The following is a 24,693-nucleotide window of genomic DNA, read 5'->3' as shown; positions in this document are numbered from 1 at the left end:
TTACAGACGAGACGAAGCCTAGCAGCGCCGTCGTCTGCACGAAGCCTCGGACTCACAGGGACTACCCGCCCTGCCCGCACCTCTCGTGCCGACGCTGCCGCGTCCACCGCAAGCCCGGCTCTCGATGCGTGACGACACATGATCGCCCCTCTTGGTGAGCCGGGATGCGCAATTCATACGCCGAAACCGAATTTCGGCAAAGTGGAATATTTTTGGTGACAAGGATTGACAGAGGGCGACACAGGCGCGGTGCCGTAGGGTGGGCAAAGGCGCGCTCTTGCGCGACGTGCCCACGAATTCTCCCAGTCACACGCAGATCGTGGGCACGCTTCGCTTTGCCCACCTTACGAAGCTACGAGAGCTCGCCAAGCGCCTGCGAATTACGCGTCCTCCACGCCGGCCTCGTCCGGCGTGAAATCGTACACCGACGAGCAGAACTCGCAGGTGACGACGACCTTGTCGTCCTTCACCATCGCCGCGCGATCGTCGGGCGAAAAGCTCTTCAGCATCGAGGCGACCGCATGGCGCGAGCAGGAGCATTGCGCCTTGAGCACCATCGGATTGAACACGCGTACGCCGCGCTCGTGAAACAGTCGGAACAACAGCCGCTCGCCGGAGAGCTCGGGATCGATCAGCTCGACGTCCTCGACGGTCTCGATCAGCGAACGCGCCTCGACCCAGGCATCGTCTTCGGCAACGCTGTGCACCTCGACGCCATCGGGGGCATCGCCGGGATGCAGATCGGCCTGCCGCGCGCGCTCCGGCGCCTTCGGCAGAAACTGCATCAGCATGCCGCCGGCGCGCCAGCGATGCTTGCCGCCGTCGTTCGAACGCCACTCCTCGCCGACCGCGAGGCGCACGCGCGTCGGGATCTGCTCGGAGCGCAGGAAATATTCGTGAGCGGCGTCTTCCAGGCTGCCGCCGTCGAGCGCGACCAGGCCCTGGTAGCGGCTCATGTCGGGGCCCTGGTCGATGGTCATGGCGAGATGACCGCGGCCGAGCAGCGTGCCGGAATCCCTGGTATCGCCGAGACGCGCGGCATCGAAGCGCGCATAGGCCCGCAGGCGATCCGGCGCCATGTAGTCGACGACCAGGAACGACACCGGGCCGTCGGTCTGGGCCTGCAGGATGAAGCGGCCCTCGAATTTCAGCGCGGTGCCGAGCAGCGTCGTCAGCACGATGGCCTCGCCGAGCAGCTTGCCGACCGGCGCCGGATAATCGTGCTTGGTCAGGATCTCGTCGAGCGCCGGGCCAAGCCGCACCAGGCGCCCGCGCACGTCGAGCGCGTCGACCTCGTAGGGCAACACGGCGTCATCGATCGGAACCGCTGATGGCGCGCGAACCGGGCCTTCGGGGCCGGCTTTCATCTCAGGGGATTGGGAAACCATGGGGCGTTATCTGGGGTCGGAGGGCGGAAATGGAAGGGGGCGGCGGCGGTGGTATGTTCCGGATACAAGTCGAACTGAACGAAGCAACCTCAAACTCGGTGTCGTCCCGGGGCGCGCGAAGCGCGAGCCCGGGATCCATAACCACGGGATGACGTGATGGCGCGAGCTGACAACTCCGAGTCCTCGCCAAACTCAGTCCTGTGGCTATGGGTCCCGGATCGGCGCTCCGTTCTGGACAACGCTACGCGTTGCCAGAAGCTGCGCTTGTCCGGGACGACACCGTATGTGAGGTGATCGCCGGGCCTCCAGCGAAGCTACTTCACCGCGTCAAAACACCAGGCCAGAATGCCCTTCTGCGCATGCAGGCGGTTTTCGGCCTCGTCGAACACGACCGATTGCGGACCGTCGATCACTTCATCGGTGACCTCCTCGCCGCGATGGGCGGGCAGGCAGTGCATGAACAGCGCGTCGGGCTTGGCCAGCGACATCAGCTTGCCGTTGACCTGATAGGGCTTGAGCACGTTGTGGCGATGCTCGCCTTCCTTGTCGCCCATCGACACCCAGGTGTCGGTGACGACGCAGTCGGCGCCGCGCACGGCGGCCTCCGGATCGGTGCCGAGCATGATCGGCGCGCCGGTCGCCTTGATGAAGTCGCGCATCGCTTTTTTCGGCGCGAGCTCCGGCGGGGTTGCGACATTGAGCTGGAACTTGAAGCGCTCGGCGGCGTGAGCCCAGGACGCCAGCACGTTGTTGTCGTCGCCGGTCCAGGCCACCGTCTTGCCCTCGATCGGGCCGCGATGCTCCTCATAGGTCATGAGGTCGGCCATCACCTGGCAGGGATGCGAGCGCCGCGTCAGGCCGTTGATGACCGGCACGGTGGCGTTGGCCGCGAGCTCCAGCAACGCGTCGTGGTTGAGGATGCGGATCATGATGGCATCGACATAGCGCGACAGCACGCGCGCGGTGTCGGCGATGGTCTCGCCGCGGCCGAGCTGCATCTCGGCACCGGTGAGCATGATGGGCTCGCCGCCGAGCTGACGCATCGCGACGTCGAACGACACGCGTGTCCGGGTCGACGGGCGCTCGAAGATCATCGCCAGCGTCTTGCCTTCGAGCGGCCTGACCGGCTGCTGCGCCTTCTGCTTCGCCTTCATCGCGGACGAAGCTGCAAGCATGCGCTTGAGCTCCGACAGCGGCAGCTCGTTGATATCGAGGAAGTGCTTTGGAGTTTTATTGGGGGACTTGCTCATCAGCTTGCCGCCCGCTTGGTCTGGCTGGACGAGATTGCGGCGCAGGCGCGCTCAAGCCGCCCGACGCTGTCCTCGATCTCGGCTTCGGTCACGATCAGCGGCGGCAGGAAACGCACGACATTGTCGCCGGCCCCGACGGTGAGCAGCTTTTCGTGACGCAGTGCCGCGACCAGATCGCCGGAGGGCACCACGGCCTTGATGCCGATCAGAAGGCCTTCGCCGCGCACTTCGCTGACGACATCGGGATGACGGTCGATCACGGAGGCAAGCTTCTGCTTCAGCAGCAGCGACATTCTCTGCACGTGGTCGAAGAAGCCGGGCTTGAGCATGACGTCGAGCACCGCATTGGCCGCGGAGATCGCCAGCGGATTGCCGCCGAAGGTCGAGCCGTGCGAGCCGGGGCCCATGCCGGCGGCCGCATCCGCGGTCGCCAGCACCGCGCCGATCGGGAAGCCGCCGCCAAGCGCCTTCGCCAGCGACATCACGTCCGGCGTGACGCCGGTGCGCCGATAGGCGAACAGATCGCCACTGCGGCCCATGCCGGTCTGCACCTCGTCGAAGGCGAGCAGCAGGCCCTTCTCGTCGCAGAGCTGGCGCAACGCCTTGAGGAAGGTCGGCGTTGCCGAGCGCACGCCGCCCTCGCCCTGGATCGGCTCGATCAGGATGCCGGCGGTGTGCGGGCCGATCGCCTTCTTGACGGCCTCGATATCGCCATGCGGCACCTGGTCGAAGCCATCCATGGGCGGGCCAAAGCCTTCGAGATATTTTGCAGATCCGGTCGCGGCGAGCGTCGCCAGCGTACGGCCGTGAAAGGCGCCTTCGAAGGTGATGATGCGATAACGTTCCGGATGACCCTTGGAGAAGTGATGATGGCGGACCAGCTTGATCACACCCTCCAGCGCTTCGGCGCCCGAATTGCAGAAGAACACGAAGTCGGCAAAGCTCTCGTTGCAGAGCCGGTTGGCGAGCTTCTCGCCATCCGGGCTCTGGAACAGGTTCGACATGTGCCAGAGCTTCGTCGCCTGCTCCTGCAGCGCCTTGATCAGATGCGGGTGGCAATGGCCGAGCGCATTCACAGCCACGCCCGAGGTGAAATCGAGATAGCGATCGCCATTGGTCGCGATCAGCCAGCAGCCTTCGCCGCGCTCGAAGCCGAGGTCGGCTCTGGCGAAAACGGGGAGCAAATGCGGCGCTGCGCTGTTAGTCATGATGTCACTTGAATGTTGCGGACGGTGTGACGCGTGCATTGCGCAACGCACCATCGACCGGCCCGGAAAACGAAACGTGCCGCCTTTTAAGGGCGGCACGCGCGACTATCTTATGCCTGGCAAGACGGGTGTCAATGCCGCCCGGAAAGCCTCGCGAAACGCTGAATCCGTAGTCTTGCGGTGCCGATTTTGCGGGTTTTCACCACGGAACATGTGGAAGCGAGTCGGCGGACTCTTGCGCGGGAGTCACGCCATATTGTAGCGTTTGGATTGTCAGATACGACATCTCGTGCAGCGGTTCTGATCCCAAGAGTCCTCTTGTACCGGCGTAAACGTTCGGGCGTCAGTCACGCGCCCGGCGAGCCTTAAGGGATTCTGACGGCACGGGTTTTTGAAGGCTTAGGCAATCGCTGCGAGGCCCCAGGATGGCGGCGCGTAGCGAGGGAAAGGGTGCAATGACGGTTTTGACCTGGTCCGACGATCGCGTCGAGCAGCTGAAAAAGCTCTGGGAGGCCGGACTTTCGGCCAGCCAGATCGCAGCTGAACTCGGCAATGTGACCCGCAATGCCGTGATCGGCAAAGTGCACAGGCTCGGTCTGTCCGGCCGTGCCAAGAGCCCTTCATCGGCAGCGCCCCGGCCGCGCAAGGCGCGTCCCGCGCAGCACATGATGCGGGTGACCCGCCCCATTGCGCGCGGCAACACCGCGCTGGCGCAGGCCTTCGAGGTCGAGGTGGAGGCCGAACCGGTCACCTACGACAACGTGGTGCCAATGAGCCAGCGGCTGTCGCTGCTCGAGCTGAACGAGGCCACCTGCCATTGGCCGGTCGGCGATCCCTCCAGCCCGGATTTCTTCTTCTGCGGCGGCAGGGCGCTGTCCGGCCTGCCCTACTGCGCCCAGCACTCGCGCGTGGCGTATCAGCCGGCGGCGGATCGCCGGCGTGCCCCGGCAAAGCCGGGTCCGCGGTGAGCGGATTTAGCTGATCGCAAAGACGGCAGCCGTCACACGACGGCGCCTCAACCAACTCGGTGTCATCCCCGCGAACGCGGGGATCCATAACCACAGGGCGCTGTTGTTGCGCGAGATGGTCACTCCGAGTCTTCGCCAAACCACTGCCTGTGGTTATGGGTCCCTGCTTTCGCAGGGACGACACCGGAGAATGTGGCGGCAGCCCACCAAACCCCAACGCCTGCAAACCTTACGTCTGCTCCGCCTTCGCGAACCGATCGTCGAGCGCGTAGCCGGCGCCGCGGACGGTGCGGATCGGGTCCTGCTCGCGGCCGAGATTGAGCAGCTTGCGCAGGCGGCCGATATGGACGTCGACGGTGCGCTCGTCGATGTAGATGTCGCGGCCCCAGACGCTGTCGAGCAGCTGCTCGCGCGAGAACACGCGGCCCGGATGCTCCAGGAAGAACTCCAGCAGGCGATATTCGGTCGGACCGAGATCGATCGGCCGGCCCGAGCGCGCCACGCGACGCTTGTCGCGGTCGAGCTCGATGTCGCCATAGGCCAGCACTGTCGCGAGTCGCTCAGGACTGGCGCGGCGAAGCAGGCCCTTCACGCGCGCCAAAAGCTCCGGCACCGAGAACGGCTTGACGATGTAGTCGTCGGCGCCGGTCGCAAGTCCCCGCACCCGCTCGCTCTCCTCGCCGCGCGCGGTGAGCATGATGATCGGCAGCTGCTTGGTGTCGGAACGGGTCCGCAGCCGCCGGCACAGCTCGATGCCCGACAGGCCCGGCAGCATCCAGTCGAGCACGATCAGGTCCGGGATGTGCTCCTTGAGGCGGGTGTCGGCGTCGTCGCCGCGCATCACCGTCTCGACGTCATAGCCGTCGCCTTCGAGGTTGTAGCGAAGCAGCTCGGTGAGAGCTTCCTCGTCCTCAACCACCATAATGCGTGCGCCCATCGGGTCGTCGCTCCTTGAGTCTTCAGGTATTCGGGACCGTCGTGGCGAAGGTGGTCATGTCGCCCTTCGGCCGCTTGTCGGTGATCGCCTGGCCTTCGATCATGTAGAACACGGTCTCGGCGATGTTGGTGGCGTGGTCGCCGATCCGCTCGATGTTCTTGGCGCAGAACATCAGATGGATGCAGAACGAGATGTTGCGCGGATCCTCCATCATGTAGGTGAGGAGCTCGCGGAACAGCGAGGTGCAGATCGCGTCGACTTCCTCGTCGCCCTTCCACACCGCCATCGCCGCCGGCAGATCATGTGCGGCATAGGCGTCCAGCACCGACTTGACCTGCTGCTGCACGAGGTCGGTCATGTGCTCCAGGCCGCGGAACAGTTTCAGCGGATGGAAGTCGGTCTCCAGCGCGGCGACGCGCTTGCCCATGTTCTTGGCGAGGTCGCCGATGCGCTCGAGGTCGGTCGCAACGCGCATGGCGCCGACGATCTCGCGCAAATCCACCGCCATCGGCTGGCGGCGGGCGATGGTGAGCACCGCGCGTTCCTCGATGCGCTTCTGCAGCGCGTCGAGCTCGGCATCGATGGTGACGACGCGCTGGCCGAGCGCGACGTCGCGGCGGATCAGCGCGCCGACGGAATCGACGATCATGCGTTCGGCGATGCCGCCCATCTCGGCGACCAGGCGGGTGAGCTCCTGGAGGTCGGTGTCGAAAGCTTTTGCGGTATGTTCAGTACCCATGTCGCGTCTCCTCAGCCGAACCGGCCGGTGATGTAATCCTGCGTGCGCCGGTCGCTCGGCGACGTGAAGATCTTGCTGGTGTCGTCGAACTCGATCAGCTCGCCGAGATACATGAAGGCGGTCTTGTCGGAGACGCGCGCCGCCTGCTGCATGTTGTGCGTGACGATCGCGATCGTGTAGTTCTCGGACAGCTCCTGGATCAGCTCCTCGACCTTGGCGGTCGAGATCGGATCGAGCGCCGAGCAGGGCTCGTCGAACAGAATCACCTCGGGCCGCACCGCGACGGTGCGGGCGATGCACAGGCGCTGCTGCTGGCCGCCGGAGAGCGACAGGCCGGAGGCGTTGAGCTTGTCCTTGACCTCGTTCCACAGCGCGCCGCCGCGCAGCGCCTTCTCGACGCGGTCGTCCATCTCGGACTTCGAGATCTTCTCGTAGAGGCGGATGCCGAAGGCGATGTTCTCGTAGATCGTCATCGGGAACGGCGTCGGCTTCTGGAACACCATGCCGACCCGGGCGCGCAGCAGATTGAGGTCGAGCCTGGGGTCGAGGATGTTGGTCTGGTCCAGCATGAGCTGGCCGGTGGCGCGCTGGCCCGGATAGAGGTCGTACATCCGGTTGAAGATGCGCAGCAGGGTCGACTTGCCGCAGCCCGACGGGCCGATGAACGCCGTGACGCGGTTGGCACCCAGCGTCAGGTTGATGTTCTTCAGCGCGTGGTGCTCGCCGTAATAGAAGTTGAGATTGCGCACCGTCACCTTGGCCGGGGCTTCCGGCAGCGGCTGCGAGGCCAGATGAGCGTTGGAACTCATGGAAACGGACAGGTCGGTCATTTTGCAGTCCTCTCGGCGCCGAGGATGCGCGCGCCAATGTTCAGGGCAAGCACGGTGAGCGTGATCAGCAGCGCGCCGCTCCAGGCGAGCTGCTTCCAATAGGCGTAGGGGCTCTGGACGAAGTTGTTGATGGTGACCGGCAAATTGGCCATCGTCTTGTTCAGGCCGAGGCTGAAGAACTGGTTCGACAGCGCGGTGAAGAGCAGCGGCGCGGTCTCGCCGGCGACGCGGGCGGTGGCGAGCAGCACGCCGGTGATGAGGCCCGACCGGGCCGCACGATAGGCGATACGCTTGATCACCAGCGAGCGCGGCAGGCCGAGCGCCGAGGCCGCCTCGCGCAGGGGATTCGGCACCAGCAGCAGCATGTCCTCGGTGGTGCGCAGCACGACCGGGATCACGATGACGGCGAGCGCGAGCGCGCCCGCGATCGCGGAGAAGCCACGCATCGGCACCACCACCGCGCCATAGATGAACAGGCCGATGATGATCGAGGGCGCCGAGAGCAGGATGTCGTTGATGAAGCGGATCACCGAGGTCAGCCGGTCGTTGCGGCCGTATTCGGCAAGGTAGGTGCCGGCGAACAGGCCGAGCGGCGCGCCGATGCCGACGCCGATCAACGTCATGATGATCGAACCGACGATCGCGTTGCGCAGGCCGCCTTCGGTCGAACCCGGCGGCGGCGTATCCGCGACGAAGATCTCAAGATTGAGGCCGGCCAGGCCGTTGAAGAGCAGCGTGATCAGGATCAGCGCGAGCCAGGTGACGCCGAAGGCGGCCGCGGCGAAGCAGAGCCCGCGGATGACGATGTCCTTGCGGCGACGACGCGAATAGATCGGATTGAGCGCCATGACGTTACTTCCCCGCCTTCTTGTCCAGCCGCATCAGCATCAGCCGCGCTGCGGCCAGCACGAAGAACGTCAGCACGAACAGCAAGAGGCCGAGCAGGATCAGGCCGGACTGGTGCAGGCCGTCGCTCTCGGCGAATTCGGATGCGATCGCCGCCGAGATCGTGGTGCCCGGCGCGAAGATCGATGAGGAGATGCGGAACGAATTGCCGATGATGAAGGTCACCGCCATGGTCTCGCCGAGCGCGCGGCCCAGCGCCAGCATGACGCCGCCGATGATGCCGACGCGGGTGTAGGGGATCACCACGCTGCGGACGACTTCCCAGGTGGTGCAGCCGACGCCGTAGGCGGCCTCCTTCAGCACCGGCGGCACCGTCTTGAACACGTCGACCGAGATCGAGGTGATGAAGGGCAGCACCATGATGGCGAGGATCAGCGCGGCGTTGAACGTGCTGAGATAGGACGGCGGACCTGCGAAGATCGCGCCCAGCACGGGCACGCCGTCGAATATCCTGATCATGAAGGGCTGGAAGGTGTTGGCCAGGAACGGGCCCAGCACGAAGAAGCCCCACATGCCGTAGATGATCGAGGGAATGCCGGCGAGCAGCTCGATCGCCATGCCGATCGGGCGGCGCAGCCATTGCGGGCAGAGCTCGGTGAGGAAGATCGCAATGCCGAGACCGACGGGAATGGCGATCAGCATCGCGATGAAGGAGGTGACGAGCGTGCCGTACATCGGTCCGAGCGCGCCGAGCACGGGCGGATCGGCCGACGGCGCCCAGCGCTGTGTCCACAGGAAGGAGAAGCCGTATTCCTTCATCGCCGGGAACGCGCCGACGATCAGCGAGACGATGATGCCGCCGAGGATGAGCAGCACCGAGATCGCGGACAGCCGCGTGATCCAGTAGAAGGTGACGTCGCCGAGCTTGAACGCGCTCAAGGCCTTGGCGCGGTCATACGGTCCGGCGTCGTCGATTACATCGCTCTGAACGGCCATCTCTGCCACGCCGATCCCCTGTGCCCGTTATATACGCTTGTTGTCAGTCTTTTTGTCGGTCTCGCGCTCCGGACGCGGCGCACGCCGATCCGGAGCGGAAGTCTCGCGGGTCCCGGCGCGGCGTCCGGGACAGGAGCACCTTAGCTCTTGATCTCGGCAGCCCAGGTCTTCTCGATCAGGGTCACGACGCCCTCGGGCATCGGGATGTAGTCGAGCTCTTCAGCCGCCTTGCCGCCGCTCTTGAAGGCCCAGCGGAAGAACTTGATGGCTTCCTGCGAGGCCGCCTTGTCGGTGGCGTCCTTGTGCATGAGGATGAAGGTCGCCGCCGTGATCGGCCAGGACTTCTCGCCGGGCTGGTCGGTCAGGATGACGTAGTAGCCGGGCGCCTTGGCCCAGTCGGCGTTGGAAGCGGCCGCCTGGAAGGCTTCGACGGTCGGCTGCACCGGCTTGCCGGCCTTGTTGACGAGACCGGTGTAGGTCAGCTTGTTCTGCTTGGCATAGGCGTACTCGACGTAACCGATCGAGTTCTTGGTCTGGCTGATGTTGCCCGACACGCCTTCGTTGCCCTTGGCGCCGACGCCGACCGGCCACTCGACCGCGGTGCCCTCACCGACCTTGCTCTTCCAGTCCGCGCTGGCCTTGGCGAGATAGTTGGTGAAGTTGAAGGTGGTGCCCGAGCCGTCCGAGCGGCGGACCACGGTGATGGCTTCCGAAGGCAGCTTCACGTTCGGATTGAGCTTCTTGATCGCGGCGTCGTCCCACTTGGTGATCTTGCCGAGATAGATGCTGGCGAGCGTCTCGCCGTCGAACACCATCTCGCCGGGCTTCACGCCCTCGAGGTTGACGACGGGGACGATGGCCCCCATCACCATCGGCCACTGCACGAGGCCGTCCTTCTCGAGCTGCTCGGCCTTGAGCGGCGCGTCGCTGGCGCCGAAGGTCACGGTCTTGGCCTGAATCTGCTTGATGCCGCCGCCGGAACCGATCGACTGGTAGTTCAGACCGTTGCCGGTCTCCTTCTTGTAGGCGTCAGCCCATTTGGAATAGATCGGGAACGGGAACGTGGCGCCGGCGCCGGTGATGTCGGCAGCAAAGGCCGCTGTCGCCGATGCGGCGACCAAGCCGGCAGCGACGATCGTCTTGAGGAAATTCATGCTGGTCTCCATACAGGGGAGCGAAGCGCCATCAGCGCCCGATCGCGCTCCCCGCGCCGCCCCTTTAGGAGCGGTCGGCTGTGCTTTTACGAAGGTTTCGTGACAGTCGGATGACACCCTCAAGCGATTGGAATCGCTTGAGTTCTAGATCTAAACTAAAGTCTTGGCCTGGGGAAAACAGGCGGTGAAAGTGGCGCCCTGCCGGGGCACACTTTCGATCAAAAGCCGGCCGCGATGGCGGTTAAGAATATGTTTCACCAGCGATAATCCGAGCCCGGTGCCGCCCTGCGAGCGGCTGTCGCCGACGTCGACCCGGTAGAACCTCTCGGTCAGCCGCGGCAGGTGCTCGGGCGCGATGCCGGGGCCGAAATCGCGGACCATGATCCGGATTTCCTGAGTTCCATCAGTGGCTGCGGCTGAGGTCAGCGACACGATGACGCGTCCGCCGGAGGCACCGTATTTGAGCGCGTTCTCGATCAAATTCTCGAACAGGCGGAGCAGCTCCTCGCGGTCGCCCGCGATCATCACCGGACTATCCGGCAGATGGATCTCGACCTCGACCTCGCGCTCGCGCGCCAGCGGCTCGAGCCCGTCGGCGACCTGGCGGATGATCGGCAGCAAATCGACCAGGGTGTCGGGCCGGACATGGGCCGACAGCTCGACCCGCGACAGCGACAACAGATCGTCGATCAGGCGCGCCATGCGGGTGGCCTGGTTGTGCATGATGCCGAGGAAGCGCTCGCGCGCCTTGGGATCGTCCTTGGCCTGGCCCTGCAGCGTGTCGATGAAGCCCGACAGCGCGGCCAGCGGCGTGCGCAGCTCGTGGCTGGCATTGGCGACGAAGTCGGCGCGCATCTCCTCGACCCGGCGCAGCGGCGTCTGGTCGTGGAAGGTCATTAGCATGCATTTGTCGGCGCCGCCGAAGCTGGTCGGCACCGGCACCGGCGTGATCATGAGCTCCATCCAGCGATCGACCGGGACGTGGTCGAGATAGGTCGCGCGCCGCGGCTCGGTGGTCGCGATCGCTTCGCGCAGCGCCGTGATGATCTCCGGCGAGCGCAGCGCGAACTGGGCGAGCTCGTTCCGGCGCAGCGCCGGCGCGAGCTGGGCGGCGGCGGCGTTGAGGTGGATGACGCGGCCGGCGCGGTCGAGCAGCACCGCCGGATCCGGCATGCCGGCGACGACGGCGGCCACCGCCGCGCTCTCGACCGGGTTGATGCGCCTGACGTCGTCGCGCGACGCGGCGGGATCGTGCAGCCGCCACGGGATCAGCGCGGCCGCCGCGATACAGAGGAACACGATGGCGGCGTGCAGCGCCGACAATTCGCCGAGCGAGACGACGACGGACAGCGCCAGCGCCGCGGCGATCAGGATCACGGTCGAATGCCGCAGCCGGTCGGACCAGGGCTGCGCGGAGGGAGAAGATGGGGCGTCGATCGCCATCGGGGCGGACTTCTCCTGGGGCTTGTCTGAAGGCCTGTCCAAATAAGGCTTGGCGCCGTCAGGCACCGCTGTCGCTGCGCTCTCTCACATAAGCGGCTTCACGCGCCGGGCCGGGGTCGAGCTTGAGCGCCGCCTGCTGCAAGCGCTTCGATCGTGCGCCGATGATAACTTCGCGAAACGTCAGCAAGATTACAGATATGACGAAGGGCGACAGATAATAGAGGACGCGGAACAGCAGCATGCCGCCCAGAAGTTCCTCGCGATCCATCTGCCAGAGACCGACCAGCATGGCGGCGTCGAACACCCCGAGCCCGCCGGGCGAGTGGCTGGCGAAGCCGAGCAGGGTGGCCGAGACGAAGATCACCGCGACCACCACGAAGCCGAGATTGGGCTCGTCCGGGACCAGCACATACATCGCGAGCGCGCAGAAACCGAGATCGACGATGCCGATCGCGATCTGCAGCAGCGTCAGCGGGCCGCCCGGCAGCACCACGGTCCAGGGCCCGCGGCCGACCACGCGCGGCTGGGTCCAGACCCAGACCACATAGCCGACCAGCCCGACGATGATCATCAGTGCCAGCGCCCGGTTCAGCCAGGGCGGCAGCTGGTCGATCGAGGCGGCTGCCTCCGGATGATAGGAGATGCCGAGGCCGAGCACGGCGGCATTGCCGAGCCAGAAGGTCAGGCCGGCGAGGAAGCAGATCTTCGCGACGTCGATCGCGTTCAGCCCGTAGGCCGAATAGATGCGATAGCGCACCGCACCGCCGGTGAAGACGGATGCCCCGACATTGTGGCCGATCGAATAGCTGGTGAAGGCCGCGAGCGCGTTGATGCGATAGGGCACATGGGCATGGCCGATCGCGCGCACGGCGAACAGGTCGTAGAAGGTCAGGGTGAAATAGCCCGCGGTGACGAACAGCGCCGCCATCGCGATCTGGGTCGGCTCGGTGCTCTTGATCGCTTCGAGGACTTCGTTGAAATCGATGCCTCGCAGCATGTGGTAGAGCACATAGCAAGCGATGCCGATGACCGCGACGCTGATCACAACGCCAAGCTTATGCAGGACTTGCTTCTGGCGCAGAAACGACATCGCCCTGCGTATGGCTTCCAGCATCTAGACCTCGAACAACGCTTCAGCGGCCAGGGTGGCCGGCGAACAGGCGGACGACGCACAGGCACTCAACGAACCCTCGCCGCCGGCTCCGGTATCGCGCATGCCCCCCTGCCCTCCACTAGCGCGTTTTGGGGCGGAGTGGAATTCGCCAATTCGAACAAAAACACGTGCATTCAATATTTTAGGCAGGGTTGCGGGCTCCTGATGCACGGTTTGGCGCCTTCGGCGGCAGGACTTGAGGCGAATCTCCATGGCGATCCTGCGCAGGCGCCATGAAGTTTTGATGATTTCGGCCGCACAATGTTCCTGCACGCCTTAAGCCGACGTCAATCTATGGACCGCGTCAATCTATGGACCGCGCCGGCCCGTTGAAAGAGGGGGCAATCCCGGCGTCGTTCACGGGGTGTCCGATGCGCCGGAAGGTCGCGGGCCCCGGGCGCGGCCTCAAGGCGCGGTCAAATAGCCGCGACCATAGGCTCCGGCCTGGTCTTCGAAGATCGCCATGGCCGTGGTCATCCGCCTGAAGCCCAGGCGTTCGTAAAATCCTTCCTTGCCCGGGACGGCGTAGAGGATGACCTTGCGATGGCCGCGGCAACGCACAAGCAAACGCTCGATAATGTCGCGGCCGAGACCTCGCCCCTGGCGGTCCGGGTGCACCGCGATGTCACAGAGATAGGCGCAGTCGCGGCCGTCGGCCAGGACGCGTCCCGCCCCCACGATGCGACCATCCTCATTGGCGAAGGCGCGAAACATGCTGTTGCCGAACACCAGCGCGAGATCGGCCGGCGCCTTGTTGCCGAGCGGCGCGATGCGATAGAGCTCGGATAGCTCATTCCAGTCGATCCCGGCGAGATCGTCGGCCCAGACAATCGACATCGCGAAGACCCTCCCCGGCTCAGTCCCGCGCGGCGGTGACGGCAGCGACGATTTCGTCGCCGTCAGGAAAATGTCCTTTGCTGCGGCTGGCGACGATCCGGTCACCGAGCTTGACCTGGAAGACGCCACCCTTGCCGGGGACGAGATCGGATTCCAGCCCTAGCTGCCGGCGCAGCGCCACGGCCGCCTCTTTGGCACGCTTCTCGTAGCCGCACGGCCGGCAATAGATGATGGTTACGTCGGACAATCTCGTCCTCCTTCAGGCCGCAAGCTGGGGACGCACCGCTTCAATGCCGGCGATCCAGCCGGCAACGGAACGACCGATCGCGTCGGGGTGGTCTTCCTGGAGATAGTGCAGGCCGGGCCCGAGGCGGACAAGCGCGCAGTGCTTCAGCGAGGCAGCGAACGTCTCGGCAAATTCGGGGGCGACGATGGCGCCCGGCTCGCCTGCGAACAGCAGCTTCGGATATGCGGACGCCTTGAGCGACGCATGAGCCGATCGAAGCGCTTCATAGACGTCGGCGGGCTCGCCGGCGATTGGCAATTCCCGAGGCAAGGCAAGCACGGGACGGCGGCTGTCCGGGGTCGGAAAGGGCGCGCGATAAGGCGCCATCTCGTCGTCGCTCAAGGTGCGCACGATGCCGCCCGGCAGCACGCGTTCGACGAAGGCGTTCGCCTCCAAGATCATGGCCTCTCCGTCGCCTTGCGTCCTGAACTTGCGGAAAGCCTGGCGCGCAGTTTCGGCCTGGTGGAAATCCTGCCAGGTCGGCATCGGCCGGATGAACTCCATGAAGGCGAGGCCGCGCACGAAGGCCGGCCGGCGCGCCGCGAGATGAAATGCGAGCGCCGTGCCCCAATCCTGCGCAACGAGATAGGCCGAGCTGATGCCGAGTTCCTCGATCAACGCGTCGAGATAGCGGACGTGGTCGAAGAAGCGGTAGGCGATGTCGGGCTTGCCGGACCGGCCGAAACCGACGAGATCGGGCGCGATGCAACGCGCCACAGGCGCCACCAGCGGCAGGATGTTTCGCCAGATATGCGACGACGTCGGATTACCGTGAAGGAAGAGCGCGACCGGCGCATCCTGCGCACCTGTGTCGCGATACGCCATCGTGCTTCCCAGCACGGAAGCGCTTCGGATCTGGATCTCGGCTTGCTGGCTCATGTCGGCTCCTTGAAGACGGTCTTGAATGCGATGGACTTGAAACGCTCGAGCGGCTTGGACGTGCGGTCGACCTTCATGCGCAGGATCGCGCCCTGCCAGGACGCGAGCAGGAAATCGGCAAGCTCCTCCGGCTCGAATTCGGGATCGATCTCGCCGCTTCTCTGCGCCTCGCTGATGCAGGCAGCGAAGGGCATGCGCCATTCGGCAAAGATTTCGGCAAGGCGGGTGCGCAGCATCTCGCTGCTGCCGGCCGCTTCCAGGCTGAGATCGCCGATCAGGCAGCCGCGTCCGTAGCCGTCGGCTTCGAGCCGTCCGGTGATGATGTCGAGATAGCGTTTGAGCCGCGCCCGCGGGGTCAGCGAGGCGTCTTCAAGAGCCTCCGCGACCAATCCCTTCGTGATCTCGAAATAGCGATCGAGCACCTCCGAGGCGAACGCTTCCTTGGAGCGAAAATGATTGGTGAAGGACCCCTGCGGGGCGCCTGCCGCAGTGGTGACATCGCGCACGCTGGTGCCGTGATAGCCGGTCCGGAACATGACCTTGAGACCGGCGTCGAGGATGGCGTCTTTGAGTGAGGGTTTGGGCATGGAGGAATAATACGTACGTACGTATTATTGTCAAGCGCAGCGTTTGACGTCTCTCTCGACGACGTGTCCGAACAGAAAGGGGCCTGGCGGCGGAGCTTCAGCCGGTCCGCATGCTGCGCGAGACTACGCGGTCGCGCAGCCAGGCGCCGATGGTGCAGCCGACCAGGTAGCAGGCGAACATGATCAGGCCGAGGTCGAGCCAGTAGCCGAAGCGGCCGGGGACGACGCGTGCGAACGAGGCCGCGACCAGGGCGGCAGCAAGCGCGGCGAGCCAGCGCGCCGTCACCTTCGAGGTGCCGTTGCCGCGCTGGACCACCGAGATCCAGCCCATGCAAAAGCCCAGCAGCAGCGAGCCGATCAGCCAGCCCAGATGGAACGAGACGAGATAGGGCATCGTCACCTCACCAGGAATTCGATACGGCGGTTCTGCGCCTTGCCTTCGTCGGTGTCGTTGCCGGCGAGCGGCTGCGTGCTGCCATGGCCGACCGCGGTGAAGCGGCTGGCGGGCAGGCCGGCCTTGACCAGATAGTCGATCACCGCCTGTGCGCGCTTCTCGGAGAGAGCCCGGTTGAAGCCGTCCTCGCCGTCGGCATCGGTATGCCCGGCCACCTCGACATTGGTGGTCGGGCAGCGCAGCGCCGTCTCGATCAGATGATCGAGGATGGCGGCGGAATCCGGATCGATGTCGGCCCGCTTGGCTGCGAAGCGGATCTTGCCCTTGGCCAGGAGCTCGGAGAACAATTGCTGGCACACGGTGCCGTCGACCGGGCCTGCCGCCGGTTTCACGGTGATCTCCGGCTTGTACTGCCAGTTTTTCGGGAAGTCCTTGCCGAGGCCTGCGCGGATGTCGTTGGCCGCGCCCTCGTAGAGCGCATCGCCCGACAGCTTCACCTCGCGGTCGGAGACGACGAGCGTGCCGGTCGACAGTCGCGACAGTGCGCCGAGGGCTGCGATCACCGCGGTGTTGAAGGAGCCGGGCGCACCGATGCTGGCCTTGAGATTGTCGACGACCTTTTCGGTGAAGAATTTTCGCGCGGCGCTGGTGGCGATCGCCGCGTGGATGGTGTTGTCGGGAACATAGCCGGTCAGCGTCACGGTCGCGGCGACCGGATCCTTGTAGGCCTGGAAGATATAGGGCGGCGCCTTGACGTCGTTGGCGGCAATCGAAAAGCCCTCGGGCAGGTTCTTCAGCGCGGCCACGATCGCCTCGCGGCCACCGAGATCGCGCGCCATGCCCGACAGATTGACCTTGGTGTCCGTGATCGTGATCTTGCCGTCCTTCAGCTTGCCGATCTGGTCCAGCAACAGCGTCGCTGCGGCCTCGAACCGCGGCGGCGCACCGCGCGCCAGCCCCATCTGGTCGGCCACTTCGACGCCGCCGACCTCCTTGCGGGCCGCCTCGGTCAGCCGGCCCTTCATCGACGGCAAGGGCGCGGAGCCTGACAGCGTCACCCGCACCACGTCGCGCTCGGCGTTCCAGACGAAGGGCTTGGCCTCGGGAACAAGGCGGGTCCGGTCGTCGACCAGGCGGACGCCGGGGACGGTCTCGACCGCCATCACGGCATCCCGCCGCCCCTCCTCGGAGAAGGCGTCCGCGGCCAGGCTGACATCGCGGCCATCGACCGCGATCCGGGTCTTGTCCAGAACGGTATCTTTCAGCGCAGCCGAGCTGCGCGCCGACAGGTCGGCTTCGACCGGTAAGGTATTATTCCAGGCCGCAAATCCCCACATGACGGCCAAGGGGATCAGCCCCGGCCACCATTTGCTGGCCCACGTAAAAAGCTTCTTCATTCGACGACCCGAACTCTGGAACCGGAGACAAAACAAACCCTTGGCAGGCTGTCAAACCGGAAATGGTGCCCTTGCGAAGGCCCCACCCGGACAATCGGAATAACTTTTTCTTCAAGGGTTCTTCCGTAAGTTGAAAGCGGAATGCCAGAGTCCGCCAGCGGGTCATGAAACAACTGCGTAACAACGTCATCCGCGCCGGGCTGGGAGCACTCTATTTCAGCGGGGCGCACCACCTGCTGCGCCCGCTTTTGTCGGGCGTCGGCGCCATTTTCATGCTGCACCACGTGCGCCCGGCCCGCGAGGCCGCGTTCCAGCCGAACCGGCATCTCGAAGTCACCCCCGAATTCCTGCGCGCGACGCTGTGCCATCTGCGCTCGCGCGACATCGACATCGTCAGCATGGACGAGCTGCATGAGCGGCTGGTGCAGGGCCGGTTCGACCGCCGCTTCGCCGCCTTCACCCTCGATGACGGCTATCGCGATAATCTGGACTATGCGCTGCCCGTGCTGCGCGAATTTGACGCGCCTCTGGCGGTCTATGTCGCGAGCGATTTTGCCGAGGGCACTGGACGGCTGTGGTGGGCGGCGCTGGAGGCCGTGATCGCCAAGACCGAGCAGGTCGACGTCAGAGTAGGCCATTCCGCGCTGCGGCTCGATGCGACGACCCCCGCGGCCAAGCAGGCAACGTTCGACCGCCTGCACGACTGGCTGCGCGCGCTACCGGGCGAGCACGATCTGGCGCGAGAGATCGAGGCGCTCTGCACGACATACGACGTCGACATGGAAGCGCTGTGCCGCAGCCTCTGCCTGTCCTGGGCCGAGGTGAAGAGCTTTGCCGCCGATCCGCTGGTCACGATCGGCGCGCATAGCGTCAGCCATTGCAACCTCGCCAAGCTGGCCGAAGACGTCGCCGCGCAGGAGATCGCCACGAGCCGCGCACGGATCGAGCAGGCGCTGCAGCGGCCCGTGCTGCATCTCGCCTATCCCTATGGCGACCGCGAGGCCGCGGGGATGCGCGAATTCGGCCTTGCTGCAACGGCGGGCTTCAAGACCGCGGTAACGACGCGGCCCGGCATGCTGTTCGCCGACAATGCCGCCCACATGACGGCGCTGCCGCGCGTCTCGCTCAACGGCAACTACCAGGACGCGCGAATCCTGCCGGTGCTGACCTCTGGCGCCGCGACCGCGATGTGGAACGGTTTCCGCCGGATCGCGGCGGCGTAGCCGCTGCAATCTCCGCTGTCGTCCCGGACAAGCGCGCCCAAAGCGCGCGCCGATCCGGGACCCATACCGCATGATCCATCGATTGCGGTTGGTAGACGTACCGAACAACCAATCTTCGCCAAACATCTCCCTGTGGTTATGGATCCCGGATCTGCGCTTACGCTTGTCCGGGACGACACCGAGTAGGTTGGACCGCCGTCGCGCCACACTCCCATCTCCTCCACGCGCGGCCTTCCTTGACTCCCCTTCCCTCCCCGCCCAAAACATTGCCAACCCAGGGAGGCATCATGTTCAACGATCTGTTCTCGCTCAAAGGCCGCGTCGCGCTGGTGACCGGCGGCTCGCGCGGCATCGGCAAGATGATCGCGGCGGGATATCTCAGCGCCGGCGCTGCGAAGGTCTACATCACCGCGCGCAAGGCGGGGCCGTGCGAGGCCACCGCCAAGGAGCTCACTGCGCAATATGACGGCGAGTGCATCGCGCTGCCGATCGACATCTCGACTGTCGAAGGCTGCGACAGGCTCGCCGGCGAAATCATCAAGCTGGAGCCGAAGCTCGACATCCTCGTCAACAATGCGGGTGCAGCCTGGGGCGCGGAGTTTGACGAATTCCCCGAAAGCGGCTGGGACAAGGTGATGGACCTCAACGTCAAGTCGCTGTTCTTCCTGACCAAGGCGCTGGCCAAGCCACTGCGCGCGGCTGCAAGTCCGGAACGTCCGGCCAAGGTGATCAACATCGCCTCTGTCGACGGCATCTTCGTCAATCCGAGCGAGACCTATTCCTACGCCGCCAGCAAGGCCGCCGTGATCCACCTGACCCGGCGCATGGCGACGAAATTGATCAAGGACAACATCAACGTCACCGCGATCGCGCCGGGCGCGTTCAAATCCGACATGAACCGGGCCGCGCGCGACCATTCGGAAGAAGTCGCAAAGCGCATTCCGGCGCGTCGGATCGGGACCGACGAGGACATGGCGGGGCTGGCGATCTATCTCGCCTCGCGTGCGGGTGACTACGTGGTCGGTAACACCATCGCCGTCGATGGCGGCGTGGTGTATGCGAATGCCGGGCTGGAGATCGCGGGGTAGCAGAACCGGGGGGACCAAGCGAGAGAGTGCGCTAGCTGATAGATGCGACGCCCTCACCCCATATTTAGTGTCGTCCCGGACAAGCGAGCAAAGCGAGAGCAGATCCGGGATCCATAACCACAGGGAGGAGTTTGGCGCAGACTCGTGGTTGCCTGCTCGCGCTAGGACCTCGCCCTGTGGTTATGGGTCCCGGATCTGCACAAACGCCCGGCAACGCTATGCGTTGCCGGGCGTGTGCTTGTCCGGGATGACAGTTGAGGATGAGGCCGCGCCTACGACTCGATCTTCACGTATTCGAAATCGCCGGGCTTGTTGTCGATGCCGACCTTCGGCGGCGAAATCCACGAGGCGAACTTGCCGCTCTCGGTGACGGGCTGCATCAGGGAGGTGATGAAGTCGCCGTCGGCGGTCGAGGGCAGCCACTCGTCCTTGCGCTTGGCCCAGGTGGCGTCGTCGATCAACAGACCGTCGGGCGTCGCTCGCACGTCCTTGAACTCGCCGATGTGGCGGTGGAAGGCGACGTTGGGCAGGGTCAGCTTGAAGTCGTAGCCCGCGGTCGAGATCACCTTGTTCCAGCGCAGCATGCCCTTGACGCAATCCTGGCTGTAATCGTCGCGCAGGCGCATGTTGAGCGCGGTCAGCGCCGGCTCGTCGACCAGCTTGATCTCGCCGTTGATGAACTTCAGCACCGGATAGGTGGCGTTCTTGAGCTGGTGATCGTCCTCGATCTGGGTCTCGTGATAGCGGCCCTTGATGCCGGCATTGAAGGCGTTGGCCGCGTTGGTCGAGACCTCCGAGCCGAACAGATCAAGCGACAGCGTGTAGTGCAGGTTCAGCTTCTTCTGGATGGTCGGCAGGTCGATCACGCCAAGCGCGCGGACCTTTGCTATGTCGGTCGGGTCGGTGATGCCGGCTTCGCGCATCGCATCGCAGGTGCGCTGCACGACGCGGGTGATGCCGGTCTCGCCGACGAACATGTGGTGCGCTTCTTCCGTGAGCATGAAGCGGCAGGTGCGCGACAGCGGATCGAAGCCGGACTGCGCGAGGCTGTGCAGCTGCATCTTGCCGTCGCGGTCGGTGAAATAGGTGAACATGAAGAAGGACAGCCAGTCCGGCGTCGCCTCGTTGAAGGCGCCCAGCATGCGCGGGGCATCAGCATCGCCGGAGCGGCGGCGCAGCAAATCATCTGCTTCCTCACGGCCGTCGCGGCCGAAATATTTCTGCAGCAGATAGACCATCGCCCAGAGGTGGCGGCCTTCCTCGACATTGACCTGGAACAGGTTGCGCATGTCGTAGAGCGAGGGCGCGGTCTTGCCGAGATGACGCTGCTGCTCGACCGAGGCCGGCTCGGTGTCGCCCTGGATCACGATCAGACGGCGCAGCATGGCGCGATGCTCGCCCGGGACTTCCTGCCAGGCCGGCTCGCCATAATGCTCGCCGAACGGCACGACGCGGTTCTCTTCCTGCGGGGCAAGCAGAATGCCCCAGCGATAGTCGGGCATGCGGACGTAGTCGAACTTGGCCCAGCCGCGCGGATCGACCGAATAGGCGGTGCGCAAATACACCAGCGACTCCTGGAAACCTTCCGGCCCCATGTCGCTCCACCAGTCCATGTAGCCGGGATGCCAGCCCTCGAGCGCTTTGAGCACTTGGCGATCTTCGGCGAGATTGACGTTGTTCGGAATCTTGGTCGAGTAGTCGACGTTCATGATGTTCATGGCCGTGCTCCTTGTTTCTTGTCCCGGACGCTGCGCAACGCGAAGCGGTGCGCTGCTGAGCCGGGACCCATTGTCTCGTCCGTCTGGGTTCCGGTTCTGCGCAGCGTCACTTCGTGCCGCAGCGCGCCCGGGACACGAAAGTCGTTACACCCGCGTCATATCGAATTTCGGCTTCTGCCCGCTGCCGTAGCGGCGCAGCGCGCCTTCCTCGCCGACGGCGTTCGGGCGCTGGAAGATCCAGTTCTGCCACGCGGTCAGGCGCGAGAAGATTTTCGATTCCATCGTCTCCGGGCCGACGAAGCGCAGGCTGGCTTCCATGCCGGTGAGGCTGTCCGGCGAGAAGCTGGCGCGCTCCTCCAGGAACACGCGGACCTCGTCGTCCCAGTCGATGTCGTCGAGCGCGAAGGTGACGAGGCCGAGCTCCTCGGCCTGCTCGGCATCGAGCGCGGTGCCCATCGTGGCTTCGGCGCGCTCCACATCCGACGGATCGGCCTGGAAGCGCGACTCCAGCCGCGTCAGGCCGTGGCTCATCGGATACGGGCCGAAATTCATGGCGGAGAGCTCGATCGACGGCGGCGGACGGTTGTCGCCCTGGCGCGTGCCGATCAGCATGTAGGAGCGATCGGCGGCGAAGACGAGTTCGGCCAAGGTGCCGGCAAAGCAGGAGCCGGGCTCGACCAGCGTCACCAGCGTGCGCGAGGTGACGTCGATGCGCTTGAGCACGCGCTTCCAATAGTGGCGGATTTCGTTGACCAGCCAGTGCGCCTTGTTGGCTTCGAGGAAGGCGTCGTGCGCGAGCACATGAGCGCGGTCGCCATGGCTCTTGAACACCAGCATGGCGATCTCGAGCTCGTTGATGCGCAAGTGCAGGATGGCGTCGTCGAGCTCACGCGCGACCTGGAGCGGCCAGAACGACGCGCCTAGCGCCATCATGCCGTCGATATCGGCGGGTGCTGCGGCCTCCGGCGCCTTGATGGAGATGGTGGCGATGCGGGCCGTGCGGTCGATATCGACGGTGACGAAGCCGTAGCGGATGCTGGTCGCGTCGATCGCGCGCTTGAGCTGTGTCAGCGCGATGCCCTTGCCGCTGCCCTTGCGCTTCGAGGCCGCAGCGAACTCCCTGGCACGCTCGGCGATCTTGCCTTCGAGCTTCGAGTTCGGCGCGATCTCGTCGACGAGGCGCCATTGCACGGCGCGCTTGCCCTTCACGCCCTCCTCGATGGTGCAGAAAAAGTCAGCATGGTCGCGGCGCACCTTGCGCTTGTCGACCACGCGGGTGAGGCCACCGGTGCCCGGCAGCACCGCGAGCAGCGGCACTTCGGGCAGCGCCACCGAGGAAGCGCCATCGTCGGCGAGGATGATGTGGTCGGTCGCAAGCGCCAGCTCATAACCGCCGCCGGCGGCCGAGCCGTTCACCACGGTGATGAAGCGCTGGCCGGAATTCTCGGACGAATCCTCCATGCCGTTGCGGGTCTCGTTGGTGAACTTGCAGAAGTTCACCTTGTGGGCATGGGTGGAGCCCGCGAGCATGCGGATGTTGGCGCCGGCGCAGAACACCCGGTTCTTGGCCGAGCGCATCACCACGACCTTCACCTCGGGGTGCTCGAAGCGCAGCCGCTGGACCGCATCCGCCAGCTCGATGTCCACGCCGAGATCGTAGGAGTTGAGCTTGAGCAGATAGCCCTCGAACAGGCCGCCATTCTCGTCAACGTCCATGGTCAGCGTCGCGACGTCACCCTCGACCGCGAGCTTCCAGTGCCGGTAGCGGGACGGTTCGGTCTGGAAATCGATGAATGTCGCGCCGCCTGCGAGGCGCCGATCTTCCCCGGCCATGGGCCACCCTTGAGCTCGTTTTGGTTTACCGTTAGATGCACAATAGTGCATCTTTTTGGGTGCGTCTAGCCCTTAACCGCCAGCGCATGCACTTTGTTTCATGCAGCCGGCCAGGACCGCACAATCGCACCAAGCGCGATCCAGTCGGCCTTCGCGAGCTGCGGACGGCCGATCTTGGCCCGGAGCAGCGCCACCAGGGCCGCGACCGGAAAGCTCTCGACGAAACCGTCGCCGCCGCTGGCGACCTTGCGCGCGCTCAACGCGCGCAGCTCGGTCAGTGCGTCGCCGAACAGGCGCGCGGCCGAATGCGCCTTCTGCATGCGCAAACGCAGATTGGCATTGGCGATGTGGATGCAGGCGCGCAGCAGGATGCGTTCGCGGCCGCCTTGCGGCGCGGCGGCCCACACCGCCTCCAGCACCTCCTGCGATTCCCAGAAATAGCCGCGGTCGTTGAGCGCGAGCCCGTAGCGCAACGCCGGATGACGCGCCGGCACATAGCCGCGAAAGGCCGATGGCACCAGCGCCTTGGCCAAGCGAAGCGTTTCGTCATCGGCCTCGACGGCGCCGGTCTCGCCCGGCACATAGGCCCATTGCGGCCAGGGCAATTGGCCGGTCGCATGTGAAGGCACATTCATGGATGTGCCTCCGCATAATCATGCGGCGCGTACCCCGAGTCCCTGATCGTCGCGCAGGGCCGCTTTTGCAAATTGCTCAATCGCGTCAAGCGTCGCCCCCGGCGCTTCACGATGCGGGGAATGGCCCGCGTCTGAAATGACTTTAAAATCTATCGGACAGTAACACTCTTCCTGCGCAATTTCGACCTGACGCAATGTCCCATATTGGTCGCCAGCACCTTGCAGGACCATGATGGGTACGCGGATATAGGCCAGGTATTCCGAGATGTCCCAGTCGCGGAATTTCGGATCGAGCCAGGCGCCGTTCCAGCCGTAGAAGGCGTTGTCGACGTCCTTGTGCCAGCGCGCCAGCTTGGCCTTCAGGTCCGTGGTCTCGAAGCTGGTCTTGATCGCGGCAATCGATTCCACCGAGATGTCCTCGACGATGAAATGCGGCGCGATCAGCACGAGGCCGCTCAGGCGGTGGTCCTGATGCGCGCCGGCATAGATCGTTGCGATCGAGGCGCCGTCGGAATGGCCGAGCAGCAGGCCGCGCTTGAAGCCGATCGCATCGAGCAGCTTCGGCAGCACGTCCAGCGCCTCGCGCTGCATGTAGTCCAGCGGCCGCGGCAATTTCACCGGGCTCGACTGGCCGTAGCCGGCGCGCGAATAGGCGAAGATGCCGGCACCGGTGGCTTGCTGCAGCTTCTCGGGAAAATCGCCCCAGAGCCCGACCGAGCCGAGCCCTTCGTGCAGCATGACGATGGTCGGCGCGTCCGCGGCCTCAGGCGCGAGCCATTTGTATTCGAGGCTGGCGCCGTCGACGCTGAGGAAGCCGGTGGGGGTGAGGTTGGTCATTTCGCGCTCTTCTCTCTCCGTCGTCATGCCCGGGCTTGACCCGGGCATCCACGTCTTTCCTCGTACG

The 24,693-nt window shown here is 65.1% G+C and carries 24 protein-coding genes; 3 read left to right on the top strand and 21 right to left on the bottom strand.

Features of this window, described 5'->3' with window-relative positions; all coding sequences use genetic code 11:
* Positions 1-380: 380 nt before the first annotated feature.
* From IC66_RS0105335 to IC66_RS0105325, 3 genes are all read right to left on the bottom strand, one after another.
* The gene (locus IC66_RS0105335; RefSeq protein WP_028139789.1) at positions 381-1,388 is read right to left on the bottom strand and encodes an Hsp33 family molecular chaperone; all 1,008 of its coding nucleotides are present in this window, start codon (positions 1,386-1,388) and stop codon (positions 381-383) included.
* A gap of 314 nt (positions 1,389-1,702) precedes the next feature.
* Entirely contained in the window at positions 1,703-2,638 is a 936-nt protein-coding gene (gene argF / locus IC66_RS0105330) for an ornithine carbamoyltransferase (RefSeq protein ID WP_028139788.1), read from the bottom strand.
* On the bottom strand, positions 2,638-3,846 hold the full coding sequence (locus IC66_RS0105325) for an aspartate aminotransferase family protein (RefSeq protein ID WP_028139787.1): 1,209 nt from the start codon (positions 3,844-3,846) through the stop codon (positions 2,638-2,640). The genes argF and IC66_RS0105325 overlap by 1 nt, the downstream gene beginning before the upstream one ends.
* A 455-nt stretch (positions 3,847-4,301) precedes the next feature.
* On the opposite strand from IC66_RS0105325, the gene IC66_RS0105320 reads away from it, so the two are divergent.
* Positions 4,302-4,814: a GcrA family cell cycle regulator gene (locus IC66_RS0105320; RefSeq protein ID WP_028139786.1), complete on the top strand. Its 513-nt coding sequence runs from the start codon at positions 4,302-4,304 to the stop codon at positions 4,812-4,814.
* Positions 4,815-5,043: 229 nt separating this feature from the next.
* Here the strand turns inward: IC66_RS0105320 and phoB are convergent, their stop codons facing one another.
* The 14 genes from phoB to IC66_RS0105250 all read right to left on the bottom strand — a co-directional run bounded on the left by phoB (position 5,044) and on the right by IC66_RS0105250 (position 17,292).
* Positions 5,044-5,751: a phosphate regulon transcriptional regulator PhoB gene (phoB, locus tag IC66_RS0105315; RefSeq protein ID WP_038946909.1), complete on the bottom strand. Its 708-nt coding sequence runs from the start codon at positions 5,749-5,751 to the stop codon at positions 5,044-5,046.
* A 22-nt stretch (positions 5,752-5,773) separates the two neighbouring features.
* Positions 5,774-6,490 carry a phosphate signaling complex protein PhoU gene (gene phoU / locus IC66_RS0105310; RefSeq protein WP_038946908.1) on the bottom strand — a complete coding sequence of 239 codons (717 nt, stop codon included), beginning with the start codon at positions 6,488-6,490 and terminating at the stop codon, positions 5,774-5,776.
* Between the two features lie 11 nt (positions 6,491-6,501).
* Positions 6,502-7,320 (bottom strand): phosphate ABC transporter ATP-binding protein PstB, encoded by an 819-nt coding sequence (gene pstB, locus IC66_RS0105305; protein WP_028139784.1) that lies wholly within the window; start codon positions 7,318-7,320, stop codon positions 6,502-6,504.
* Positions 7,317-8,168 carry a phosphate ABC transporter permease PstA gene (gene pstA / locus IC66_RS0105300; RefSeq protein WP_028139783.1) on the bottom strand — a complete coding sequence of 284 codons (852 nt, stop codon included), beginning with the start codon at positions 8,166-8,168 and terminating at the stop codon, positions 7,317-7,319. Before pstA ends, pstB begins: the two co-directional genes overlap by 4 nt.
* Positions 8,169-8,172: 4 nt before the next feature.
* A complete protein-coding gene (gene pstC, locus IC66_RS0105295; RefSeq protein ID WP_026201750.1) occupies positions 8,173-9,162 on the bottom strand; it encodes a phosphate ABC transporter permease subunit PstC in 990 nt (329 codons plus the stop codon).
* A gap of 140 nt (positions 9,163-9,302) precedes the next feature.
* Positions 9,303-10,316, bottom strand: coding sequence for a phosphate ABC transporter substrate-binding protein PstS (gene pstS / locus IC66_RS0105290; protein ID WP_028139782.1), 1,014 nt, complete (start codon positions 10,314-10,316; stop codon positions 9,303-9,305).
* Between the two features lie 150 nt (positions 10,317-10,466).
* The gene (locus tag IC66_RS0105285) at positions 10,467-11,759 is read right to left on the bottom strand and encodes an ATP-binding protein (protein ID WP_038946907.1); all 1,293 of its coding nucleotides are present in this window, start codon (positions 11,757-11,759) and stop codon (positions 10,467-10,469) included.
* Between the two features lie 58 nt (positions 11,760-11,817).
* Positions 11,818-12,873: a lysylphosphatidylglycerol synthase domain-containing protein gene (locus IC66_RS0105280; RefSeq protein ID WP_028139780.1), complete on the bottom strand. Its 1,056-nt coding sequence runs from the start codon at positions 12,871-12,873 to the stop codon at positions 11,818-11,820.
* A gap of 444 nt (positions 12,874-13,317) precedes the next feature.
* Entirely contained in the window at positions 13,318-13,749 is a 432-nt protein-coding gene (locus IC66_RS0105275) for a GNAT family N-acetyltransferase (protein ID WP_038946906.1), read from the bottom strand.
* A 19-nt stretch (positions 13,750-13,768) separates the two neighbouring features.
* Complete coding sequence (locus tag IC66_RS0105270) at positions 13,769-13,996, bottom strand: Rdx family protein (protein ID WP_038946905.1); 228 nt, start codon at positions 13,994-13,996, stop codon at positions 13,769-13,771.
* A 12-nt stretch (positions 13,997-14,008) separates the two neighbouring features.
* Positions 14,009-14,914 (bottom strand): haloalkane dehalogenase, encoded by a 906-nt coding sequence (locus tag IC66_RS0105265; protein WP_038946904.1) that lies wholly within the window; start codon positions 14,912-14,914, stop codon positions 14,009-14,011.
* The gene (locus tag IC66_RS0105260) at positions 14,911-15,501 is read right to left on the bottom strand and encodes a TetR/AcrR family transcriptional regulator (RefSeq protein WP_038946903.1); all 591 of its coding nucleotides are present in this window, start codon (positions 15,499-15,501) and stop codon (positions 14,911-14,913) included. Before IC66_RS0105260 ends, IC66_RS0105265 begins: the two co-directional genes overlap by 4 nt.
* Before the next feature lie 97 nt (positions 15,502-15,598).
* Complete coding sequence (locus IC66_RS0105255) at positions 15,599-15,895, bottom strand: hypothetical protein (protein ID WP_028139775.1); 297 nt, start codon at positions 15,893-15,895, stop codon at positions 15,599-15,601.
* 2 nt (positions 15,896-15,897) lie between these two features.
* A complete protein-coding gene (locus IC66_RS0105250) occupies positions 15,898-17,292 on the bottom strand; it encodes an OmpA family protein (RefSeq protein WP_028139774.1) in 1,395 nt (464 codons plus the stop codon).
* Between the two features lie 164 nt (positions 17,293-17,456).
* Between IC66_RS0105250 and IC66_RS0105245 the strand changes: the two genes are divergently transcribed.
* Positions 17,457-18,515 (top strand): polysaccharide deacetylase family protein, encoded by a 1,059-nt coding sequence (locus IC66_RS0105245; RefSeq protein WP_028139773.1) that lies wholly within the window; start codon positions 17,457-17,459, stop codon positions 18,513-18,515.
* Positions 18,516-18,802: 287 nt separating this feature from the next.
* Positions 18,803-19,603, top strand: a complete 801-nt coding sequence (locus tag IC66_RS0105240) for an SDR family oxidoreductase (RefSeq protein ID WP_038946902.1) — start codon at positions 18,803-18,805, stop codon at positions 19,601-19,603.
* 272 nt (positions 19,604-19,875) lie between these two features.
* Here the strand turns inward: IC66_RS0105240 and boxB are convergent, their stop codons facing one another.
* The 4 genes from boxB to IC66_RS0105220 all read right to left on the bottom strand — a co-directional run bounded on the left by boxB (position 19,876) and on the right by IC66_RS0105220 (position 24,626).
* Positions 19,876-21,312 carry a benzoyl-CoA 2,3-epoxidase subunit BoxB gene (gene boxB / locus IC66_RS0105235; protein ID WP_038946901.1) on the bottom strand — a complete coding sequence of 479 codons (1,437 nt, stop codon included), beginning with the start codon at positions 21,310-21,312 and terminating at the stop codon, positions 19,876-19,878.
* Positions 21,313-21,465: 153 nt separating this feature from the next.
* Positions 21,466-23,154: a 2,3-epoxybenzoyl-CoA dihydrolase gene (gene boxC / locus IC66_RS0105230; RefSeq protein ID WP_038946900.1), complete on the bottom strand. Its 1,689-nt coding sequence runs from the start codon at positions 23,152-23,154 to the stop codon at positions 21,466-21,468.
* Positions 23,155-23,252: 98 nt separating this feature from the next.
* Positions 23,253-23,789 (bottom strand): DUF309 domain-containing protein, encoded by a 537-nt coding sequence (locus tag IC66_RS0105225; protein WP_038946899.1) that lies wholly within the window; start codon positions 23,787-23,789, stop codon positions 23,253-23,255.
* 18 nt (positions 23,790-23,807) lie between these two features.
* Positions 23,808-24,626 (bottom strand): alpha/beta fold hydrolase, encoded by an 819-nt coding sequence (locus IC66_RS0105220; protein WP_028139768.1) that lies wholly within the window; start codon positions 24,624-24,626, stop codon positions 23,808-23,810.
* Positions 24,627-24,693 lie beyond the last annotated feature (67 nt).

This window comes from Bradyrhizobium genomosp. III, assembly GCF_000261705.1.
In the GTDB taxonomy this organism is placed as follows: Bacteria; Pseudomonadota; Alphaproteobacteria; order Rhizobiales; family Xanthobacteraceae; genus Bradyrhizobium; species Bradyrhizobium ottawaense.
This window is presented reverse-complemented; position numbering and strand designations above follow the sequence as displayed.

What these genes read in the sequence shown, in the direction of transcription:
- IC66_RS0105325 (WP_028139787.1), bottom strand. Translation starts at nt 3,846, where the DNA reads ATGACTAACAGCGCAGCGCCGCATTTGCTCCCCGTTTTCGCCAGAGCC.
- IC66_RS0105250 (WP_028139774.1), bottom strand. Translation starts at nt 17,292, where the DNA reads ATGAAGAAGCTTTTTACGTGGGCCAGCAAATGGTGGCCGGGGCTGATC.
- IC66_RS0105285 (WP_038946907.1), bottom strand. Translation starts at nt 11,759, where the DNA reads ATGGCGATCGACGCCCCATCTTCTCCCTCCGCGCAGCCCTGGTCCGAC.
- boxB (WP_038946901.1), bottom strand. Translation starts at nt 21,312, where the DNA reads ATGAACGTCGACTACTCGACCAAGATTCCGAACAACGTCAATCTCGCC.
- pstS (WP_028139782.1), bottom strand. Translation starts at nt 10,316, where the DNA reads ATGAATTTCCTCAAGACGATCGTCGCTGCCGGCTTGGTCGCCGCATCG.
- IC66_RS0105255 (WP_028139775.1), bottom strand. Translation starts at nt 15,895, where the DNA reads ATGCCCTATCTCGTCTCGTTCCATCTGGGCTGGCTGATCGGCTCGCTG.
- IC66_RS0105265 (WP_038946904.1), bottom strand. Translation starts at nt 14,914, where the DNA reads ATGAGCCAGCAAGCCGAGATCCAGATCCGAAGCGCTTCCGTGCTGGGA.
- IC66_RS0105335 (WP_028139789.1), bottom strand. Translation starts at nt 1,388, where the DNA reads ATGGTTTCCCAATCCCCTGAGATGAAAGCCGGCCCCGAAGGCCCGGTT.
- IC66_RS0105280 (WP_028139780.1), bottom strand. Translation starts at nt 12,873, where the DNA reads ATGCTGGAAGCCATACGCAGGGCGATGTCGTTTCTGCGCCAGAAGCAA.
- IC66_RS0105320 (WP_028139786.1), top strand. Translation starts at nt 4,302, where the DNA reads ATGACGGTTTTGACCTGGTCCGACGATCGCGTCGAGCAGCTGAAAAAG.
- IC66_RS0105240 (WP_038946902.1), top strand. Translation starts at nt 18,803, where the DNA reads ATGTTCAACGATCTGTTCTCGCTCAAAGGCCGCGTCGCGCTGGTGACC.
- boxC (WP_038946900.1), bottom strand. Translation starts at nt 23,154, where the DNA reads ATGGCCGGGGAAGATCGGCGCCTCGCAGGCGGCGCGACATTCATCGAT.
- phoB (WP_038946909.1), bottom strand. Translation starts at nt 5,751, where the DNA reads ATGGGCGCACGCATTATGGTGGTTGAGGACGAGGAAGCTCTCACCGAG.
- IC66_RS0105260 (WP_038946903.1), bottom strand. Translation starts at nt 15,501, where the DNA reads ATGCCCAAACCCTCACTCAAAGACGCCATCCTCGACGCCGGTCTCAAG.
- argF (WP_028139788.1), bottom strand. Translation starts at nt 2,638, where the DNA reads ATGAGCAAGTCCCCCAATAAAACTCCAAAGCACTTCCTCGATATCAAC.
- IC66_RS0105245 (WP_028139773.1), top strand. Translation starts at nt 17,457, where the DNA reads ATGAAACAACTGCGTAACAACGTCATCCGCGCCGGGCTGGGAGCACTC.
- IC66_RS0105225 (WP_038946899.1), bottom strand. Translation starts at nt 23,789, where the DNA reads ATGAATGTGCCTTCACATGCGACCGGCCAATTGCCCTGGCCGCAATGG.
- pstB (WP_028139784.1), bottom strand. Translation starts at nt 7,320, where the DNA reads ATGACCGACCTGTCCGTTTCCATGAGTTCCAACGCTCATCTGGCCTCG.
- IC66_RS0105275 (WP_038946906.1), bottom strand. Translation starts at nt 13,749, where the DNA reads ATGTCGATTGTCTGGGCCGACGATCTCGCCGGGATCGACTGGAATGAG.
- phoU (WP_038946908.1), bottom strand. Translation starts at nt 6,490, where the DNA reads ATGGGTACTGAACATACCGCAAAAGCTTTCGACACCGACCTCCAGGAG.
- pstA (WP_028139783.1), bottom strand. Translation starts at nt 8,168, where the DNA reads ATGGCGCTCAATCCGATCTATTCGCGTCGTCGCCGCAAGGACATCGTC.
- IC66_RS0105220 (WP_028139768.1), bottom strand. Translation starts at nt 24,626, where the DNA reads ATGACCAACCTCACCCCCACCGGCTTCCTCAGCGTCGACGGCGCCAGC.
- pstC (WP_026201750.1), bottom strand. Translation starts at nt 9,162, where the DNA reads ATGGCCGTTCAGAGCGATGTAATCGACGACGCCGGACCGTATGACCGC.